This window comes from Citrobacter sp. MGH103 (genome assembly GCF_001034475.2).
Classification (GTDB): Bacteria; Pseudomonadota; Gammaproteobacteria; order Enterobacterales; family Enterobacteriaceae; genus Citrobacter; species Citrobacter freundii.
Map to the genome: position 1 here is coordinate 2990797 of NZ_CP073043.1, position 19521 is coordinate 3010317.

The following is a 19521-nucleotide window of genomic DNA, read 5'->3' on the forward strand; positions in this document are numbered from 1 at the left end:
AAAAAGATAAAACTCAGGCGGTCGAATGACCGCCTGGAGATGTTCACTTACGCCTGGTGGCCGTTGATGTAATCAATGGCAGCCTGAACGGTAGTGATTTTCTCAGCTTCTTCGTCCGGAATCTCAGTATCAAACTCTTCTTCCAGAGCCATTACCAGCTCAACGGTGTCAAGAGAATCTGCGCCCAGGTCTTCAACGAAGGAAGCATTGTTGGTTACTTCTTCCTGCTTAACGCCCAGCTGTTCGCCGATAATTTTCTTAACGCGTTCTTCGATAGTGCTCATACTCTTAAATTTCCTATCAAAACTCGCTTTCGCGATGGTTTTCGTAGTGTATAAAATGTTGAAAAATTTGCAACTAAATCCCGGCAGGTCTTACCACGATTTTGCGCTATTTTGAGGCCATTCACCCTAATAACGCAAATATTTTTCAATCGTGGTTAAACCATGTACATCCCGCCGTTGACGTGCAAAGTCTCACCTGTGATGTAACTTGCTTCGTCAGAAGCTAAAAATGCAACCGCACTGGCGATTTCCTGAGCGCCGCCAAGGCGACCCGCAGGAACCTGCGCCAGAATACCCGCACGCTGATCATCAGACAGCGCACGCGTCATGTCCGTTTCAATAAAGCCCGGAGCAACAACGTTTACAGTAATGCCACGAGACGCAACTTCGCGCGCCAGTGATTTACTGAAGCCGATCAGACCCGCTTTCGCCGCAGCGTAGTTAGCCTGACCTGCATTTCCCATGGTACCAACCACAGAACCGATAGTGATAATACGCCCATGACGCTTTTTCATCATAGCTCGCATTACCGCTTTTGACAGACGGAAAACAGATGACAGGTTGGTTTCGATGATATCGTTCCACTCGTCATCTTTCATGCGCATTAACAGGTTATCACGAGTAATCCCGGCATTATTGACCAGGATATCGACTTCACCAAATTCTGCGCGAATATTTTCCAGAACAGATTCGATAGATGCAGGATCGGTCACATTCAACATCAGACCTTTACCATTTGCACCTAAATAATCGCTAATGGCCTGCGCGCCGCTTTCGCTGGTAGCAGTACCGATAACTTTCGCGCCACGGGCAACGAGTGTCTCAGCAATTGCGCGGCCAATGCCACGGCTTGCACCGGTAACCAGCGCGATTTTTCCTTCAAAACTCATGGTCTTCCTCTTTTATTGCTCTAGCGCCGCAGACAGTGCCGCCGGCTCATTCAGTGCCGAAGCAGTCAGGGTGTCAACAATACGTTTCGTCAAACCGGTCAGAACTTTACCCGGACCGACTTCATACAGGTGCTCTACGCCCTGGGATGCCATAAATTCAACGGTTTTAGTCCACTGAACCGGGCTATACAGCTGACGAACCAGCGCATCGCGAATTGCGTCTGCCGTGGTTTCACACTTCACATCGACGTTGTTCACGACCGGAACTGTCGGTGCGTTAAAGGTGATTTTCTGCAGCTCAACGGCCAGTTTCTCAGCAGCAGGCTTCATCAGCGCACAGTGAGACGGCACGCTAACTGGCAGTGGCAGAGCACGTTTCGCACCCGCAGCTTTACAGGCAGCGCCAGCACGTTCAACCGCTTCTTTATGACCCGCGATAACCACCTGGCCTGGCGAGTTGAAGTTAACCGGAGAAACAACCTGACCTTCCGCTGACTCTTCACATGCTTTAGCGATAGACGCATCATCAAGACCGATAATCGCAGACATACCGCCTGTGCCTTCTGGTACAGCTTCCTGCATGAACTTACCGCGCAGTTCTACCAGACGTACGGCATCAGCAAATGCGATCACGCCTGCGCAGACCAGCGCAGAATATTCGCCCAGGCTGTGACCCGCCATCAGCGCAGGTGTTTTACCACCCTGCTGCTGCCATACGCGGTAAAGCGCGACAGATGCGGTCAATAGCGCTGGCTGCGTCTGCCAGGTTTTATTCAGTTCTTCGGCCGGCCCCTGCTGAGTCAACGCCCACAGATCATAGCCCAGCGCAGCTGATGCTTCAGCAAATGTTTCTTCAACAATTGGGTAGTTTGCTGCCATTTCAGACAACATCCCAACGGTCTGGGAACCCTGCCCCGGAAACACAAATGCAAATTGCGTCATGTTTAAATCCTTATACTAGAAACGAACCAGCGCGGAGCCCCAGGTGAATCCACCCCCGAAGGCTTCAAGCAATATCAACTGCCCAGCTTTAATACGCCCGTCGCGGACGGCTTCGTCCAGCGCGCACGGTACGGAGGCAGCAGAGGTATTACCATGTCTGTCGAGCGTCACGACAACATTATCCATCGACATACCCAGCTTTTTAGCTGTCGCGCTGATAATGCGCAGGTTAGCCTGATGCGGTACCAGCCAGTCCAGCGCAGAACGGTCGAGATTATTGGCTTCCAGCGTTTCATCAACGATGTGCGCAAGCTCGGTCACCGCGACTTTAAATACTTCGTTACCCGCCATCGTCAGATGGATCGGGTTTTCTGGGTTCACGCGATCGGCGTTAGGCAGCGTCAACAGTTCGCCATAGCGACCGTCAGCGTGCAGATGCGTGGAGAGAATGCCTGGCTCTTCTGATGCGCTCAGTACAACCGCGCCCGCCCCATCACCGAAAATGATGATCGTTCCGCGATCGGTTGGATCACAGGTGCGCGCCAGAACATCAGAGCCAACGACCAGAGCATGCTTAACTGCGCCAGATTTAACATACTGGTCGGCAACGCTCAGGGCGTAAGTGAAACCAGCGCAAGCTGCTGCAACGTCAAACGCCGGACAGCCTTTGATCCCCAGCATACTTTGGATCTGGCACGCCGCGCTTGGAAATGCGTGAGTGGATGATGTGGTAGCAACCACAATCAGACCAATTTGTTCTTTGTCGATGCCCGCCATTTCAATCGCACGGTTTGCGGCGGCAAAGCCCATCGTCGCAACTGTTTCATTTGGCGCTGCAATATGGCGTTCACGGATACCTGTACGAGTGACGATCCACTCATCAGATGTCTCAACCATTTTTTCCAAATCGGCGTTAGTACGCACTTGTTCAGGCAGATAGCTGCCAGTACCAATAATCTTCGTATACATGTACGCTCAGTCACTTTTTGGTTATATACCGCCACGAGCAAATCGCTGATACGTTGGCTACATTCACAAACGCACCGTTATCTGTGTGCTCGTGAGGTTGCGCTTTCGCCACCGTCCAGCAGTTCGAATCCAGCTGGGTATACAGATTCCAGGCGAGCGGCAATTCGCTGAGGAACTTGTCGCTGCACCGCCTGCACTGCCTGTTCAATCGCGACTTCAAATGCTCGCTGATTGGCCGCACCATGACTCTTAATCACCGTGCCGCGCAATCCTAACAGACAGGCGCCATTATACTGGTCGGGGTTGAGGTGACTAAATCGCCTTGTCAGGCTTTTTTGTAACCAACGTTTTAATAACAGAAGCCACCACGACCGTTTTTTGCCCTCACCCTGAGATTTCAGCAGTGAAAGGAACATTCTGACAACACCTTCCATCGTCTTTAATGTGACATTACCTGTAAAGCCGTCACAGACCAACACATCGGTTTTGCCAGTCAGTAACTCATTGGCTTCAAGATAGCCGATATAATTAATGGAAGGGATTGTTTTTAGCACAGCTGAAGCATCTCGAATACTGTCGAGACCTTTCGTTTCTTCTTCGCCGATGTTGAGTAACGCTACGCGAGGATTGGCAATGCCAACAACCTCTTCTGCCAGCACGGAACCCATGACGGCAAATTGCACCAACATCGTGCTATCACAATCTACGTTGGCGCCCAAATCCAGCACCACCGTTTTGCCCTTTTGCTGATGCGGTAAAACCGTCACCAACGCCGGACGCTCAATCCCCTCAAGGGGTTTGAGCAATAACTTCGCAAGTCCCATCAGTGCGCCCGTATTACCGGCGCTGACACAAGCTTGTGCCTGACCTTCTTTCACGAGCTCCAGGGCAACACGCATTGAGCTTCCACGACTGGCGCGAATAGCTTGCGAGGGCCGGGCATCACTGGCAATAACTGACTGAGCAGGGATAATCTGCAGACGCGAACGTTGTTCGAAGTCAGCTTTGGCAAGTAATGGCGTGATTGTATCGGGATCCCCGACTAAAAGAAGTGTGAGTTGCGAATTAGAATTCAGTGCCTGCAATGCTGCAGGCACTGTCACGGTAGGGCCAAAATCTCCCCCCATGACATCTAACGCCAGGGTTAGACGTGTCAAGGTATCGTCGCTGCCCGGTTAGGTGTTTCCCCAGTTACCCGGGGAAAGCCTCACTAAGCTTCATCACGCGTTCACTCTTTGTCTTTCTCACCAGGGGTGGGAAAGCCATTGAGTCATGCGTGATTACTTAGCGATTACCTTACGGCCACGGTAGAAACCGTCGGCAGTGATGTGGTGACGCAGGTGTTGTTCACCAGAAGTTTTGTCTACAGACAGGCTGGTGACTGCGGTCAGAGCGTCATGAGAACGACGCATGCCACGTTTGGAACGGGTTGGTTTATTCTGTTGTACGGCCATGGACCTTACTCCTCAATTACTTACGCTTTAAGCTGGCTAATACGGCAAATGGGTTTGGTTTTTGCGCTTCATCAGGCAATTCGCCAAAGACCATGTCCGCCTCGGACACTTCACAGTGTTCAGAATCATGCACCGGAACTACCGGCAAGGAGAGGATAATCTCATCTTCAACCATTGCAAGCAGATCGATTTCACCGAATTCGTTAACCTCAATCGGCTCATACGCTTCCGGGAGTGCTTCAGCCTGCTCGTCAGAACGGACAGGACTAAAACAATATGTTGTGTGAACATGAAGTGGGAACGGTTTCCCGCAACGCTGACATTCGAGCGTAACCGATACCTTCGCATCACCGGTTATAACGGCGAGACGCTGGTTATCGATAGCGAACGACATGGAGCATTCCACATCACTGTCCACACTGACTACAGAATCGGCGACGCGCTCAACCAGATCAGAAGTATAGATACCTTCATAATCGAGGCGTTTTTGAGCCGTACGAACCGGATCAAGAGTCAGGGGTAATTTTACCTTTTGCATAGGGCGCGCATATTAACTTTGTAACGTCATATAGTCAAAGAAAAAGGCAGCCTGTGGTTGCCTTTTGCCAATAATTCGCACACATTGCGGGTCATCGACTTAAAATCGCTCAAGACAAGCCACTACAGCCAGCTTGTAGGTCGAAGTCCATAGTTTAAAATGGCTCTCATCAATACGCTATATGCGAGGGAAAAAATATGCCTCAACTTATTCTTGCTTCCACCTCTCCCTGGCGTCGCGCTTTACTCGAAAAACTGGCAATTCCGTTCGAATGCGCAGCACCAGAGGTTGATGAAACACCATTACCAGGCGAGGCGCCGCGTCATCTGGTGTTGCGACTGGCGCAGCAAAAAGCACAATCACTCGCCCACCGTTATCCCTCGCATCTGATTATTGGCTCCGATCAAATTTGTGTTCTTGATGGTGAAATAACCGGCAAACCATTAACAGAAGAAAATGCGCGCCAACAGTTACTCAAAGCCCGTGGCAATATTGTGACGTTTTACACCGGACTGGCGTTGTATAATTCTGCGACCGGACATTTACAAACTGAAGTAGAACCTTTTGACGTCCATTTCCGTCATTTAAGCGAGGCGGAAATTGATGATTATCTGCGCAAAGAGCGTCCGCTCCATTGTGCAGGTAGTTTCAAAAGTGAAGGGTTAGGTATTGCACTCTTTGAACGCCTGGAGGGTCGTGACCCAAATACCTTGGTAGGTTTGCCGCTGATCGCGTTGTGTCAAATGCTGCGGCGGGAAGAAATGAACCCGTTGAATGCCTGATTAATCTGCATGATGTCGACGCGATGCGTCTTATCAGGCCTACGGTCCATCACTCGATTGTAGGCCTGATAAGCAACGCGCATCAGGCTTTGCTGCGTAATACCTCGAGGCAGCGCTTCAACTGCTTATCCATTGGTGCTTCAATACGTATCACTTCCCCCGTTCCCGGATGAGTAAACTTCAACGCTGCGGCATGCAGGAAAAGTCGGTTCAACCCCGTATCCGCCAGTTGCTTATCGAACTCACGGTCACCGTAGCGATCGTCAAAAGCAATTGGATGACCGGCATACTGGGTATGCACACGGATCTGGTGCGTACGTCCGGTCACCGGGCTACAGCGCACAAGCGTGGCAAACGCATAGCGCTCTTCCACTTTAAAACGTGTTTCTGACGGTTTGCCTTCCTGATTCACCCGCACGATACGCTCACCGCTTTGCAGAATGTTCTTTAACAGCGGCGCCTGCACGGTTTTGACATGCGACTGCCATTGGCCTCGAACCAGCGCGAGGTAATCTTTCTGCATGCCTTTTTCACGCAGTTGTTCATGCAATGAACGCAAGGCTGAGCGTTTTTTGGCAACCAGCAGCACACCGGAGGTATCCCGGTCGAGGCGATGCACCAGCTCAAGGAATCGCGCTTCCGGACGCAACGCACGTAATCCTTCAATGACGCCAAAGCTTAACCCGCTTCCGCCATGCACGGCCGTACCTGAAGGTTTGTTAAGCACCAGAATGTGGTCATCTTCATATAAAATGACATCGGTCAGCGCCGCAACCTTCTGCAGGTTTGGCGAAATGGCCTCTTCTTCACGTTCAGCGACACGCACAGGTGGAATACGCACAATATCCCCATCTTCGAGTTTGTACTCGGGTTTAATGCGTTTTTTATTCACCCGCACTTCGCCTTTACGCAAAATGCGATAAATCATACTTTTCGGCACGCCCTTAAGCTGGGTGCGCAAAAAGTTGTCGATGCGTTGCCCTGCTTCGTCGGCAGTAATGGCAACTGTTTTTACGGCTGGAGTCTCTGTTTTCATGGGGGCCGATTTTAAATAGCCATCAAGATTCGCGCCACACATTTTTCTATGCTTATATTAACTGCTATACCTTATTACTTAAGTTTGACATAGCCGATTTGGTGGTTATTAAAGCAATCACTACGCGGAAGTGAAAAAACTGTGAGTAACCGGGCGATAAATGGCAAAAGTCATCTTGCTATAACAAGGTTAGCAGTGGAATAATGCGGTTGTTTCCGTGTTGAATCTTGTTAAAACAAGAACTTTTCCGGAATGACCCAATTTTGCCCGACCGATCATCAACGCAGCAATGGCGTAAGACGTATTGATCTTTCAGGCAGTTAGCGGGCTGCGGGTTGCAGTCCTTACCGGTAAGTGCTCTATGGATTTCACATTGTAGGAAGGCGGCAAGTCTGGATACCCCCAGGTTCTTACTCCTGTAAGCGACCAGGGTGAGAAGATAAAGCCAACGCACCGACAGCGTGAAAGACGACAAGCACAATGGAAGCTTCTCTGGAGAGTAACACCCAGACTGTTCCCCTGATAATTGCGCTGTGTTTCCGTATGAAATACAGGCAACCGACACTCTGCGCCTCTTTGAGCTGACGATAACCGTGAGGTTGGCGACGCGAATAGACACGAGGCCATCGGTTCACACCCGGAAAGGCATTACTCTGCCCGCAGCTTAGTCGTCAATGTAAGAATAATGAGTAAGTTACGATGAAAAGAATGTTAATTAACGCGACTCAGCAGGAAGAGTTGCGTGTCGCCCTTGTAGATGGGCAACGTCTGTACGATCTGGATATCGAAAGTCCTGGACACGAACAGAAAAAAGCCAACATCTATAAAGGCAAAATTACCCGTATTGAACCGAGTCTGGAAGCTGCTTTTGTTGATTACGGCGCTGAACGTCACGGTTTCCTCCCGTTAAAAGAAATTGCCCGCGAATACTTTCCCGCTAACTACAACTCCCATGGTCGCCCCAACATTAAAGACGTGTTGCGTGAAGGTCAGGAAGTCATCGTTCAGATCGATAAAGAAGAACGCGGCAACAAAGGCGCTGCGCTGACTACCTTTATCAGCCTGGCGGGTAGCTATCTGGTTCTGATGCCGAACAACCCGCGCGCGGGCGGCATCTCCCGTCGCATTGAAGGCGACGACCGTACCGAATTAAAAGAAGCGCTGGCAAGCCTGGAACTGCCTGATGGCATGGGGCTTATCGTGCGTACCGCAGGTGTAGGCAAATCCGCCGAAGCGCTGCAGTGGGACCTGAGCTTCCGCCTGAAGCACTGGGAAGCGATTCAAAAAGCCGCTGACAGCCGCCCTGCTCCGTTCCTGATCCATCAGGAAAGCAACGTAATCGTGCGTGCCTTCCGCGACTATCTGCGCCAGGACATCGGCGAAATCCTCATCGACAACCCAAAAGTCATGGAGATGGCGCGTCAGCACATCGCGGCGCTGGGTCGTCCGGATTTCAGCAGCAAAATCAAACTGTACACCGGCGAAATCCCGCTGTTCAGCCACTATCAGATCGAGTCTCAGATTGAGTCCGCGTTCCAACGCGAAGTGCGTCTGCCGTCCGGCGGCTCAATCGTTATCGACAGCACTGAAGCACTGACCGCTATCGATATCAACTCCGCACGCGCAACCCGCGGCGGCGACATCGAAGAAACAGCGTTCAACACCAACCTTGAAGCAGCCGATGAAATTGCACGTCAGCTGCGTCTGCGCGACCTCGGCGGTCTGATTGTAATCGACTTCATTGATATGACGCCGGTTCGTCACCAGCGCGCGGTTGAAAACCGTCTGCGCGAGGCCGTACGCCAGGACAGAGCGCGTATTCAGATCAGCCATATTTCTCGCTTCGGTCTGCTGGAAATGTCCCGTCAGCGTCTGAGCCCGTCACTGGGTGAATCCAGCCATCACGTGTGCCCGCGCTGCTCCGGTACCGGTACTGTACGTGATAACGAATCACTGTCGCTGTCTATTCTGCGTCTGATCGAAGAAGAAGCACTGAAAGAAAATACGCAGGAAGTACACGCTATTGTTCCTGTGCCGATCGCTTCCTACCTGCTCAACGAAAAGCGTACCGCGGTAAATGCAATCGAGACGCGTCAGAATGGCGTGCGCTGTGTGATCGTGCCAAACGATCAGATGGAAACCCCGCACTATTCTGTGCTGCGCGTACGTAAAGGGGAAGAAACGCCGACCCTGAGCTATCTACTGCCGAAACTGCATGAAGAGGCAATGGCATTGCCGACGGAAGAAGAGTACGTCGAGCGTAAACAGCCTGAGCAACCGGCGCTGGCCACCTTCGCCATGCCAGACGTTCCGCCAGCCCCTGCTCTGCAGGAACCTGCCGCGAAAGCCGCCGCGCCTAAAGCTGCGGCAGCGACCGCAGCCGTTGCCGCACAGCCCGGTTTGATTAGCCGTTTCTTTGGCGCACTGAAGTCCATCTTCGGTGGTAGCGAAGAAGTGAAACCGGTTGAACAGCCTGCACCGAAAGCTGAAGAGAAAACCGAACGCCAGCAGGATCGTCGTAAACCGCGTCAGAACAATCGTCGCGACCGTAACGATCGTCGTGATAACCGTGATAATCGCGGCGACCGTGACAACCGTAACGAACGTTCAGAAAACGGCGAAAACCGTGAAGATAACCGCCGTAACCGTCGTCAGTCACAGCAGCAAAATGCGGAAGCTCGCGATAACCGCCAGCAAACTACTGACGTTGCAGACAAAGCGAAATCTGGCGATGAGCAGCAGGCTCCGCGTCGCGAACGCAACCGCCGTCGTAACGATGACAAGCGTCAGGCTCAGCAGGAAGTTAAAGAGCTGAACCAGGTTGAACAACCAGTGCAGGATGCCGAGCAAGAAGAGCGCGTACGTCAGCCTCAGACTCGCCGTAAACAGCGTCAGTTGACTCAGAAAGTGCGTTTCACTGACAGCCCGGCGGTTGAAGCCGAAGTAGCAACTGCCGCAGTAGTTGCTGAAACCGCTGCCGCTCAGCCAACAGAACAGCCTGCACCAGCACAACGCACCGAACTGGCGAAAGTTGATCTGCCAGCCGTCGTTGCGACTGAGCAGGAAGACAACAGCGACGCGCGTGACTCCAATGGTATGCCGCGTCGTTCCCGTCGCTCCCCTCGCCATTTGCGCGTCAGTGGACAGCGTCGTCGTCGTTACCGTGACGAGCGTTATCCGGTTCAGTCACCGATGCCGTTAACGGTCGCCTGTGCATCTCCTGAATTAGCGTCCGGTAAAGTTTGGATCCGCTACCCTGTCGCACGTCCTCAGGATCAGCAGGTTGAAGAACAGCGCGAACAAGAAATGGTCCAGCAGCAAGCCGCACCTGTCGCTGTAGAGCCTCAGGTTGCTGCAGCTGCCGTGGAACACATTGTGGATGCCCCTGCGCCAGTTGAAGCCGTGCAGCCAGAGATTGTCGTAGCTGAGCCTCAGGCCCCCGTTGTTGAAACCACACAGGTTGAAACCACGCATCCGGAAGTCATTGCGACCCCGGTCGAGGAACAACCACAAATTATCGCTGCATCTGATGCGCCCGTTGCAGAAGAAATCGCCGCTGAAGCCGAACCTGTGGCTGACGTTGTGACTGCGCCGGTTGTCGAAGAGCCTGCAGAGGTTGTTATTTCCCAGCCAGAAGTGGTTGAAGAGATTGCCGAAGTTGTGGAAACAGCGCCAGTTGTTGAAGAAGTTGCTGCACCGCAGGAAGTTGTTGCAGCGCCAATTGTAGAAGCGACTGTCGTTAAGCCTGTAGTTGTCGCAGCCAGTGTTGATGCTGAACACCTTCACAGCCATGCGACCGCACCGATGACCCGCGCCCCGGCACCGGAATATGTACCAGAAGCGCCGCGTCATAGCGACTGGCAGCGTCCGGCATTCGCCTTTGAAGGCAAAGGTGCCGCAGGTGGACACAGTGCAACGCATCAAGCGACTGCGCCAGCAACACGTCCTCAGCCTGTCGAGTAAGCCATAATCAATATCAAAGCCGGCCTTCGGGTCGGCTTTTTTATATCTGATCTACGCCTTTCATCCCCGTCAGCTGCGGCATAACATCCTTCATTAAGGCCAGAAACTTGCGTAAGCGAATCGGATAGTAACGCGCCCACGGATAAACCAAATGTACAGGCAACGGCGCCGCATGCCACTCAGGTAGCAACGCAACCAGACGTCCGTTGGCAATATCCTCCGCCACCATCCAACTTGAAACAATAGTCACTCCCAACCCCGCCAGCGCGGCACTCCTTGCGACATAAATACTGTCGGTACTTAATCTGGGTGAAATATTCAACGTGACTGGCTCATTACGCAATTGGTGCAACAACGAAACGCTATGTTGATAAAACGTGTTCACGGCAATCCAGGGCAGCGCTGATAACTGCTCAGGATGAGAAAGCTCGCCGTATTGCTCCAACAGCCCAGGGCTCGCCACCATACTACGGGGAACTTCAGCCAGTAAAACGGCAACCGTGGCCGGATCCACCTCGGCACCAACCCTGATAGCGCAGTCAATATTATCGCTCAGAAAATCAACGGTTTTATCGTTGAGCATCCACTCTACTGCTACCTGGGGATAGCGCGAAAGAAACTGCAAAAGCGGCTCAAGCAGTTGTTGTTGCCCGAACGCATGCGGTGCACGGACTCGCAACGTCCCCACCGGTTCATCTTCCGTGACATTAAGTCCATCTTCCAGCGCCAGCCAGGCATCAATAATCTTCTTGGCATGCTGGTAGCCTCTTTCGCCGTCGTCGGTCAATTTCATCGCATGCGTGGTACGCATGATCAGTTTCACACCCAGCAGAGTTTCCAGGGATTGCAACCGTCGGCTTACGGTCGCTTGCGTTGTCCCCATCTGTTTTGCCGCTGCCGAAAGCGATCCTGCTTCGACAATACGCACAAACGTACGCATCAGCTCCACCCTATCTATACGCTCATTTTTTATCATTTTCAGTTTCATCATACGTCTGACGTATAACTGTTTTACCACTGCGCTCGCTACCACGCCACTCGCTGAAGGATAAAAATAGCCGCACATCCTGTGATTGAGGAATCATTTGTGAACACATATATCGCACTTTCCCGTTGGGTCACTTTCGTTCTGGCAGTAGGTGCCGGATTCAGTGTCGCTGCTATCTACTATGCTCAACCCCTTCTGCCTTTAATGGGTCAGGATCTGAACTTAAGTATTACCGGCATGGGGTTGGTCCCGACGCTGACCCAAGCGGGATACGCGCTGGGTATTTTGTTTTTATTGCCATTGGGCGATCGTTATGACCGCAGGACATTAATCCTGTTGAAAAGTATCTCTCTTGCTGTGCTGCTTCTGGCATGCAGCTTTACCGGGCAGTTGCATTCACTGTTAATAGTGAGCCTGTTGATGGGCATGGCGGCAACCATGGCACAAGATATTGTGCCTGCGGCGGCAATACTGGCGCCCGAAGGCAAACAGGGAAAAACGGTGGGCACCGTAATGACGGGCCTTCTGCTGGGAATTTTGCTCTCACGTACCGTCAGTGGACTGGTCGGTGAGGCGTTTGGCTGGCGTGAGATGTACCAACTTGCTGCCGTCAGTATTGCCGTAATTACCGCGATTTTGTGGAAAGCACTGCCTCGTTTTACGGTCCATTCCACGTTGAGCTATCCATCATTAATGCTCTCGATGGTGCAACTTTGGCAACGATATTCCACCTTGCGCCGCGCAGCACTGGCACAAGGCTTTCTGTCCATTGCTTTTAGCGCCTTCTGGTCTACGCTGGCGGTGATGTTATCTGAGCATTACCACCTGGGTAGCGCTATAGCGGGTGCTTTTGGTATCGCGGGAGCAGCCGGAGCCCTTGCTGCACCCATGGCGGGCCATCTTGCCGATAAAGTGGGTGCAGCAAAAGTGACGCAATTGGGTGCTTTGCTGGTAACGGTATCTTTCGCACTGATGTTTTTGTTACCCGCCCTGCCCGTTCAGGGGCAGTGGCTGCTTATCGCCCTTTCTGCGGTAGGTTTTGATCTCGGATTGCAATCCAGCCTGGTTGCCCACCAAAACCTGGTCTATAGCCTGGAGCCTCAGGCACGAGGACGATTGAACGCTCTGCTGTTTACGATGGTGTTTATCGGTATGGCGCTGGGTTCCGTTCTCGGGAGTCAGGTCTATGCGCTTGCCAACTGGGAAGGTGTGGTGACGCTGGCAACCTTCAGCAGTGCGATCGCGTTGGTCATAAGACTGACGGGGAACCCGTCGCTTAGTAAGGCGTCGGTTGCCTAAAAAAATGCCCGCTCCGGGGTGTTAAAGGAGCGGGCAGACAAACATACCCAGTTTCAAGATATGTTCAAAAAGGGATATTACCGATTAAGCTGGAACAACGACATTCCCTGCATATCGGTAAACGCTTTATAAGAAGCCTGAAGTGCGGCCTGCTGCATGACGTAAGACGAAATCGCCGCATTCCAGTCGACATCCACCAGGTTACTCATCTGTTGGGTTTGCCCTAATGCGCGATCGGCGCCCAGTGAATCCAGCGAGCTTAATTCACTAAGTTGCGTACCTAATTCTGCACGAACGGAAAGCACGTTATTCAGTGAGTTTTTCAGACCACGATTGGTTTTATCGATAGCTGCTGCGGCGATATCTTTTGCCGCATCATTGCCCGCAATCGGTGTGTTAAGCGCATCAATCGCGCTATCCAGCATTTTGAACAGGTTCTTTTCCTGAGTGCTACCCGGTGGTTCCGGTACGGCGTTGCTGGTCAGGCTGGCGAAGATTTTATCGCCCGTATGGCCAATGACCATGGTACGGGAGGCATCAACCTGCTGGGTCACATTTGTCGTACCGCCGCTGTAAGCGCCATCTGCCTGGGCAAACGGTGCGGATTCTGTTTTATATCCACCGAAAATATAGCGACCATTACCGTCGGTACTGTTTGCCAGGTTCATCAGTTGATCGCGGATCCCTTGCAGGTCGGTGGCCAGCGATGCACGGTCGTCATCGCTTAACGTTCCGTTCCCGGCATAAACAATTTTTTCCTGCGCAGCCTGAATTGCCGTCGTCACCTGGCTCAGAACGTTCTCTTCCAGCGACACCTTTTGCGTCGCGAACGAGCGTGCCAGCGTATATTGGCTGTTCTGCGCCTGAGCCTGAGAAAGTACCACGGCCTGCGAGGCGGCAATCGGATCGTCTGATGGGTTGATCACGCGTTTACCCGTTGACATTTGCTCGCCGAACTTCATCCATTCAGCCTGAGAGTTAGTGATGCCACGCATATTCTGCTGGTACATCATCTGGGTGCTGATACGCATTGTGTCCCTCTCCCTTAGCGGATATTAATCAGTGCATCAAACAGCGCATTCGCGGTCTGCAGCACTTGAGCGTTAGCCAGGTAATACTGCTGAAAACGCTGTAAATTACCGTACTCTTCGTCGAGGTTAACGCCGGAAATAGACTGCTGTTGGTTATAAAGCTGCTTGACCACATTATTTTGCGTGGTACTGCTAGTCTTCAGCGTCGCCGTTTTGTTGCCCACGTCGCTCACCAGTGTGGCGTAAGCGTCATTAAAGGTTTTTTTACCAACAGTTTCTTTGGTTTGCAGATCCAGCAGTTTCTGACCGTTACGGTTATCGCTTGCACCTGTATCCGCAGCAGGATCAGTGTTTTTCTCTGACGCCATGGCGATTTTCGACTCGTCGGTCACCTTGACTTTCATATCGACGATAACGTTTTCTACCGGTTTCAGAATAAAGCTGTCGTTATCATTAGCTCCGGTTGGATTAGCCTTAACCGTTACTTTCAGACCATCAATATCCAGTTTTCCGTCTGTACCAGGTTTAGCTTCAAACGTTGTGTTATCTGCCAGACGCGTCACCTGCCACTTACCGCCACTGAACACAATCTTATAGTCGGTAGCCTGTACTTTCGAACTGTCACCAACTTCTGCAGTTAATTCCGCTTTGCCAGTATTTTTAGCATTACTCAGTACAGACGGGCTGCCGATATCGAAGAAATTCTCACCCTTATCGCCGTTGGCATCAAAACCTTCTTTATGCTGGGCGTTAAATGCACTGGCAAATGCAAGCGCCAGTTGGCCTAGGGTATTACGCGTCTGATCCAGCTCCTGAGAACGGAAGGTGAGCAGTCCGCCCAGTGAACCGGTATTCAACAGTTTCTCAGGAATTTCAACAGCTCCGGCAACGCCATCAACGTAGGCCACCGTTGTACGATTAGGATCATCGCTGGAAGGCACTGCCGCCAGTTGACGTGCATTGCTACCCTGCACCAGCGAATAGCCGTTGGCCATTGTCAGGTTGTAGGTGCCACCATCCTGAACGCTGACTTCAACACCGACAATCTGATTCAGTTCACTGACCAGCTGATCGCGTTGGTCAAGCAGGTCGTTAGGAGATGCACCTGCGCCGACGCCTGTCATACGAGAAATCTGGTCGTTGAGGCTGGCAATTTGTTTCGAATAGTTGTTGATCTGATCAACGCTGGCTTTAATCGCGGTATTAACCTGCTTATCCTGATCGCGCAGATACTGGTCGGTCGTTTTAAACTGATTTACCAATCCATCAGCTTTACCGATCAGCGCCTGGCGTGCCGCCGGATCTTCAGCGTTGCTGACCAGCGTTTGCAGGCTGGTAAAAAAGTCCTGCATTGAGGTCGAAATAGAACTGGTTTTGCTGGAGAGCAAATTGTCTATCTTTGACATTTGCTCATAACGCGTCGTCAGACCGCTGCTCTGGTTCTGCGCTGCTCGCAACTGGTTAGTGATAAAGGAGTCATATTCACGTTGTACACCAGAAACATAGACGCCATTGCCTACCCAGCCCCCCGCACCCAGCGTGCTGTTCGCTTGCGCCATAATTGTTGTTTGTCGGGTATATCCGGCAACGTTATAGCTGGAGATGTTATTACTGGCAGTATTCAACGCGGCCTGCGCTGCGCTGAGTCCACTCATCGCGTTATTAATCAAGCTGGACATGGAGGTTCCTTGTAATCCTTCAATACTCGTTATTATCGGCAGCAGGTCGGTAGACTTGAGCTATTTAAAAGAGATTATCGATGTTCGTGCTGTAGGTTTTGCTCACTTTTTCACTCATCGATTTCAACTGCTGGATCATGCTGGTTAATTTACGTGCATAGTTAGGGTCTGTGGCGTAGCCCGCATTTTGCAATGCCTGCGCCCCCTGTTCGGCGGTCGCGGCAGCGGTCACCGCCGCATAGCGCGGGTTACGAGATATCAGACCGACATAATCCGACAACGCCTCAAGGTAAGAGCTATAGACGCGGAATCTGGCTTTCACCTTTTTCGCCTCACCATTCTCATATTCAGTGGTGGTGATTTCAGTGGTTGGACCTTTCCAGCTTCCCGAAGCCTTCACGCCAAAAATGTTGAAACTCGGTTCGCCATTCTCGCGACGAATTTGTCGCTGCCCCCATCCGGACTCCAGCGCCGCCTGCGCCAAAATCAGATGATGCGGGACCCCGCTCTGCTGACTGGCCAGCTTAGCCGGCAGTGACAGCTGGGCGAGGAAGTCTTTGCTGTCACCTGACAGCGGCTCATCATTGCTTTCTGTCGCCCGGGGGATGGCTTTGCGGACCAGTTGCGTCAGTGCCTGATTTTGATAGCTGGTCACCGTTTCCAGTGAAAACTTCATCGGCACCTGCGGCGCGTCATCCGCAGGTTGCGCTTGCCCTTCAGTCATCTGCTTGACCATCATTTCAGCCAGCCCCAGACCTTTGCCTGCGGTCATCTGCTGCGCAATTTGTTGGTCATACATGCTGGTATACAAGCGCGTTGAATCGCTGCTAAACACGCCATCTTTCGGCAGCGCTTCACGCATGCTTTTCAACATCATTTGCACGAACATCCCTTCAACCTGACGGGCGACCGGGCGGATATTCGCCGCCGGGTCCTGACCCGCTTTCGCTTTCAGTTCGTTCAGAGATTGCGCATCCCAGGCGGCACTGGTCAGCAGTTTGCTGTCACCAATCATTAGATGATTTCCAGTTTGGCGCGTAAGCAACCCGCGCTCTGCATCGATTGCAGAATGGACATCAGATCCATCGGCGTCGCTCCCAGCGCATTCAGCGCACGCACAACGTTGTTCAGGTTGGCGCTGGAACGTACGCTTTGCAGCGAACCACCGCTTTGGCGCAGGTCAATCTGGGTTTGTGGCGTCACTACGGTTTGTCCACCGCCAAACGGTGTGTCCGGCTGGCTGACGTTCGCCTGGCGGTTCACCGTGATCGACAAGTTGCCTTGTGCCACGGCACAGCTATCCAGCGTTACTTCGCGGTTCATGACGACAGATCCGGTGCGTGAGTTGATAATCACTTTCGCATCCTGCGGCGTGACGTTCACCTCCATATTCTGGATATCAGCAAGGAAACGCACCTGCGAGCTGTTGCCGCTTGGCACCCGCACCTGAATAGTGCGGGCATCCAACGCCGTTGCGCTGCCAAAGCCACGCGAGCGGTTAATAGTGTCGGTAATTTGCTGCGCCATCGTGAAATCTTCATTATTCAGCTGCAGATTAATGGTGTTACCGCCGCCGAACTGGCTGGGTAATTCACGTTCGATGGTCGCGCCGTTGGTAATGCGTCCGCCATTGAGCTGGTTTACCTGCACGCTGCTGCCACCCGCAGCCGCGCCCGCACCGCCAACCAGAATATTCCCTTGCGCCAACGCATATACCTGGCTATCGACCCCTTTCAGCGGGGTCATCAGCAGCGTTCCGCCGCGCAGGCTTTTAGCGTTACCCATGGAAGAGACCACAACGTCAATAGTTTGCCCCTGACGACCAAAGGCCGGGAACTGCGCGGTGACCATTACCGCTGCCACGTTTTTCAACTGCATATTGGTGCCGGTTGGCACGGTGATCCCCAACTGCGACAGCATGTTGTTGAGCGTTTGCGTGGTAAACGGCGTCTGGGTGGTCTGGTCACCTGTGCCATCCAGACCTACCACCAACCCATAACCAATCAGCGAGTTTTCCCGCACGCCCTGCACGCTGGTCAGGTCACGAATACGGTCGGCATGCGCGAAGGCGGTTACCAGCACCAGTGCCATTCCAACAAAAAATTTAAACACGGGGTACCTCGCTTACATCGGCGACAAGTTAAGGAAGAAACGCTGCAACCAGCCCATATTTTGCGCTTCATTGATGTAGCCGTTGCCGACGTACTCAATACGCGCGTCCGCAACCTGGGTTGACGGTACGGAGTTGCTGCCACTGATGGTGCGCGGGTTAACGACCCCGGAGAAGCGAATGAATTCAGTGCCCTGATTTATGGCGATCTGTTTTTCACCCACGACATGTAAGTTGCCATTCACCAGTACCTGATCGACCGTTACGGTCAGCGTACCGCTGAAGGTATTTCTGGCGTTCGCGCCGCCTTTACCGTTAAAGGAGTTACCGCCTGAGGCTTCTACGTCGGCACGTTCGTTACCGAACAGACCTTGCAGATAGCGCGGTACGGTATCAAAGCCAAAGTTTGTCTTGCCGTCGCGACTGGCATTCGCCGAAGAGCTTTTGCTCGCGCTGACGTTTTCCTGCAATACGATGGTCAGCGTATCGCCAATATTGCGTGGACGACGGTCTTCAAAGAGTGGCTGATAACCATAGTTAATCGGTTGTGCCGACTGGAAGATTGAGCCATTCGCCACCGGCGTTGGACCTGGAACGGGCTGGGCAGTCGTCGCGCCCTGCACGAGGGGCGTGGCCGGGATCCAGGCACATCCTGTTAGTGAAACCACCAGCAGGGCTAAAATAGGGTATGGGTGAAGCGCGTGTTTTCGCATTGCGGTCATCTTCAAAATCAGTGTGCCGGTGAGGTTTTCACCCCACCGGACTCCACTTTAGAGTTGCGTCAGTTTTTGCAGCATCTGATCGGTGGTCGATACCGCTTTACTGTTGATTTCGTAAGCGCGCTGAACCTGGATCATGTTTACCAGCTCTTCCGCCACGTTGACGTTAGAGGTTTCAACATAGCCCTGATACAGCAGACCCGCGCCGTTCAGCCCCGGCGTGCTCTCGTTCGGCGCACCGGATGACTGCGTTTCGGTGTACAGATTCTCACCAATACTTTCCAGACCGGTATCGTTCATAAAGGTTGTCAGGTTAAGCTGCCCGACCTGAACAGGCGCCGCCTGTCCCTGTTGGGTCACGCTGACAATCCCGTCGCGTCCAATGGTGATACTGAGCGAGTTAGCCGGAATGGTGATGGCAGGCTGAACCTGAAAACCACCCGCAGTCACCAACTGACCGTTCTGATCCACCTGGAAAGAACCGTCGCGGGTATAAGCGGACGTACCATCGGGCAACATGACCTGGAAAAAGCCTTGGCCTTTAATCGCCACATCTTTACTGTTGTTGGTCTGCGACAGGTTACCCTGGCTGTGTAAACGCTCGGTTGCAACCGGACGTACACCGGTACCAATCTGCAAACCAGACGGCAGCGTGGTTTGTTCAGAAGACTGTGCGCCAGGCTGACGAATCGTCTGGTACAACAGATCTTCGAACACGGCGCGCTGGCGCTTAAATCCGTTGGTGCTGACGTTTGCCAGGTTGTTGGCAATCACATCCATGTTGGTTTGCTGCGCATCCAGGCCGGTTTTGGCGATCCATAATGAACTGATCATAAA

The 19521-nt window shown here is 52.5% G+C and carries 18 protein-coding genes; 3 read left to right on the plus strand and 15 right to left on the minus strand.

Annotation, left to right across the window (positions count from 1 at the left end; all coding sequences use genetic code 11):
* Positions 1-47: 47 nt before the first annotated feature.
* From acpP to yceD, 7 genes are all read right to left on the minus strand, one after another.
* A complete protein-coding gene (gene acpP, locus SK33_RS14460; protein ID WP_000103754.1) occupies positions 48-284 on the minus strand; it encodes an acyl carrier protein in 237 nt (78 codons plus the stop codon).
* 155 nt (positions 285-439) lie between these two features.
* Positions 440-1174, minus strand: a complete 735-nt coding sequence (gene fabG / locus SK33_RS14465; RefSeq protein WP_003036255.1) for a 3-oxoacyl-ACP reductase FabG — start codon at positions 1172-1174, stop codon at positions 440-442.
* Between the two features lie 12 nt (positions 1175-1186).
* Positions 1187-2116, minus strand: a complete 930-nt coding sequence (gene fabD / locus SK33_RS14470) for an ACP S-malonyltransferase (protein ID WP_008320343.1) — start codon at positions 2114-2116, stop codon at positions 1187-1189.
* A gap of 15 nt (positions 2117-2131) precedes the next feature.
* Positions 2132-3085, minus strand: a complete 954-nt coding sequence (fabH, locus tag SK33_RS14475) for a beta-ketoacyl-ACP synthase III (protein WP_003832181.1) — start codon at positions 3083-3085, stop codon at positions 2132-2134.
* Positions 3086-3162: 77 nt separating this feature from the next.
* Positions 3163-4242 (minus strand): phosphate acyltransferase PlsX, encoded by a 1080-nt coding sequence (plsX, locus tag SK33_RS14480; protein ID WP_003846798.1) that lies wholly within the window; start codon positions 4240-4242, stop codon positions 3163-3165.
* Between the two features lie 123 nt (positions 4243-4365).
* Positions 4366-4539: a 50S ribosomal protein L32 gene (gene rpmF / locus SK33_RS14485; RefSeq protein WP_003036242.1), complete on the minus strand. Its 174-nt coding sequence runs from the start codon at positions 4537-4539 to the stop codon at positions 4366-4368.
* 16 nt (positions 4540-4555) lie between these two features.
* The gene (gene yceD / locus SK33_RS14490; RefSeq protein WP_003036239.1) at positions 4556-5077 is read right to left on the minus strand and encodes a 23S rRNA accumulation protein YceD; all 522 of its coding nucleotides are present in this window, start codon (positions 5075-5077) and stop codon (positions 4556-4558) included.
* 197 nt (positions 5078-5274) lie between these two features.
* Between yceD and SK33_RS14495 the strand changes: the two genes are divergently transcribed.
* Positions 5275-5859, plus strand: coding sequence for a Maf family protein (locus tag SK33_RS14495; protein WP_003836743.1), 585 nt, complete (start codon positions 5275-5277; stop codon positions 5857-5859).
* A gap of 82 nt (positions 5860-5941) precedes the next feature.
* Here SK33_RS14495 and rluC read toward each other — a convergent pair whose 3' ends face one another.
* Positions 5942-6895: a 23S rRNA pseudouridine(955/2504/2580) synthase RluC gene (rluC, locus tag SK33_RS14500; RefSeq protein ID WP_178317606.1), complete on the minus strand. Its 954-nt coding sequence runs from the start codon at positions 6893-6895 to the stop codon at positions 5942-5944.
* 699 nt (positions 6896-7594) lie between these two features.
* Between rluC and rne the strand changes: the two genes are divergently transcribed.
* Complete coding sequence (gene rne / locus SK33_RS14505; protein ID WP_048219114.1) at positions 7595-10858, plus strand: ribonuclease E; 3264 nt, start codon at positions 7595-7597, stop codon at positions 10856-10858.
* A gap of 40 nt (positions 10859-10898) precedes the next feature.
* Here rne and SK33_RS14510 read toward each other — a convergent pair whose 3' ends face one another.
* Entirely contained in the window at positions 10899-11924 is a 1026-nt protein-coding gene (locus tag SK33_RS14510; protein ID WP_075262488.1) for a LysR family transcriptional regulator, read from the minus strand.
* Between the two features lie 21 nt (positions 11925-11945).
* Here SK33_RS14510 and SK33_RS14515 point away from each other — a divergent pair, with 21 nt between their 5' ends.
* On the plus strand, positions 11946-13145 hold the full coding sequence (locus SK33_RS14515) for an MFS transporter (protein WP_048219945.1): 1200 nt from the start codon (positions 11946-11948) through the stop codon (positions 13143-13145).
* 77 nt (positions 13146-13222) lie between these two features.
* Here SK33_RS14515 and flgL read toward each other — a convergent pair whose 3' ends face one another.
* The 6 genes from flgL to flgG form a co-directional block, all read right to left on the minus strand.
* Entirely contained in the window at positions 13223-14176 is a 954-nt protein-coding gene (gene flgL, locus SK33_RS14520) for a flagellar hook-associated protein FlgL (RefSeq protein ID WP_048219115.1), read from the minus strand.
* Between the two features lie 14 nt (positions 14177-14190).
* Positions 14191-15855 (minus strand): flagellar hook-associated protein FlgK, encoded by a 1665-nt coding sequence (flgK, locus tag SK33_RS14525; protein ID WP_003036215.1) that lies wholly within the window; start codon positions 15853-15855, stop codon positions 14191-14193.
* 64 nt (positions 15856-15919) lie between these two features.
* Entirely contained in the window at positions 15920-16870 is a 951-nt protein-coding gene (flgJ, locus tag SK33_RS14530) for a flagellar assembly peptidoglycan hydrolase FlgJ (RefSeq protein ID WP_016152632.1), read from the minus strand.
* Positions 16870-17946 (minus strand): flagellar basal body P-ring protein FlgI, encoded by a 1077-nt coding sequence (locus SK33_RS14535; protein WP_057063917.1) that lies wholly within the window; start codon positions 17944-17946, stop codon positions 16870-16872. The genes flgJ and SK33_RS14535 overlap by 1 nt, the downstream gene beginning before the upstream one ends.
* A gap of 33 nt (positions 17947-17979) precedes the next feature.
* Positions 17980-18678, minus strand: coding sequence for a flagellar basal body L-ring protein FlgH (gene flgH / locus SK33_RS14540; RefSeq protein ID WP_003036206.1), 699 nt, complete (start codon positions 18676-18678; stop codon positions 17980-17982).
* Between the two features lie 57 nt (positions 18679-18735).
* Entirely contained in the window at positions 18736-19518 is a 783-nt protein-coding gene (flgG, locus tag SK33_RS14545) for a flagellar basal-body rod protein FlgG (protein WP_003036202.1), read from the minus strand.
* Between the last annotated feature and the right edge of the window lie 3 nt (positions 19519-19521).

What these genes read in the sequence shown, in the direction of transcription:
- acpP (WP_000103754.1), bottom strand. Translation starts at nt 284, where the DNA reads ATGAGCACTATCGAAGAACGCGTTAAGAAAATTATCGGCGAACAGCTG.
- fabG (WP_003036255.1), bottom strand. Translation starts at nt 1,174, where the DNA reads ATGAGTTTTGAAGGAAAAATCGCGCTGGTTACCGGTGCAAGCCGTGGC.
- fabD (WP_008320343.1), bottom strand. Translation starts at nt 2,116, where the DNA reads ATGACGCAATTTGCATTTGTGTTTCCGGGGCAGGGTTCCCAGACCGTT.
- fabH (WP_003832181.1), bottom strand. Translation starts at nt 3,085, where the DNA reads ATGTATACGAAGATTATTGGTACTGGCAGCTATCTGCCTGAACAAGTG.
- rpmF (WP_003036242.1), bottom strand. Translation starts at nt 4,539, where the DNA reads ATGGCCGTACAACAGAATAAACCAACCCGTTCCAAACGTGGCATGCGT.
- yceD (WP_003036239.1), bottom strand. Translation starts at nt 5,077, where the DNA reads ATGCAAAAGGTAAAATTACCCCTGACTCTTGATCCGGTTCGTACGGCT.
- SK33_RS14495 (WP_003836743.1), top strand. Translation starts at nt 5,275, where the DNA reads ATGCCTCAACTTATTCTTGCTTCCACCTCTCCCTGGCGTCGCGCTTTA.
- rluC (WP_178317606.1), bottom strand. Translation starts at nt 6,895, where the DNA reads ATGAAAACAGAGACTCCAGCCGTAAAAACAGTTGCCATTACTGCCGAC.
- rne (WP_048219114.1), top strand. Translation starts at nt 7,595, where the DNA reads ATGAAAAGAATGTTAATTAACGCGACTCAGCAGGAAGAGTTGCGTGTC.
- SK33_RS14510 (WP_075262488.1), bottom strand. Translation starts at nt 11,924, where the DNA reads ATGTGCGGCTATTTTTATCCTTCAGCGAGTGGCGTGGTAGCGAGCGCA.
- flgL (WP_048219115.1), bottom strand. Translation starts at nt 14,176, where the DNA reads ATGCGTATCAGCACCCAGATGATGTACCAGCAGAATATGCGTGGCATC.
- flgK (WP_003036215.1), bottom strand. Translation starts at nt 15,855, where the DNA reads ATGTCCAGCTTGATTAATAACGCGATGAGTGGACTCAGCGCAGCGCAG.
- flgJ (WP_016152632.1), bottom strand. Translation starts at nt 16,870, where the DNA reads ATGATTGGTGACAGCAAACTGCTGACCAGTGCCGCCTGGGATGCGCAA.
- SK33_RS14535 (WP_057063917.1), bottom strand. Translation starts at nt 17,946, where the DNA reads ATGGCACTGGTGCTGGTAACCGCCTTCGCGCATGCCGACCGTATTCGT.
- flgH (WP_003036206.1), bottom strand. Translation starts at nt 18,678, where the DNA reads ATGCGAAAACACGCGCTTCACCCATACCCTATTTTAGCCCTGCTGGTG.
- flgG (WP_003036202.1), bottom strand. Translation starts at nt 19,518, where the DNA reads ATGATCAGTTCATTATGGATCGCCAAAACCGGCCTGGATGCGCAGCAA.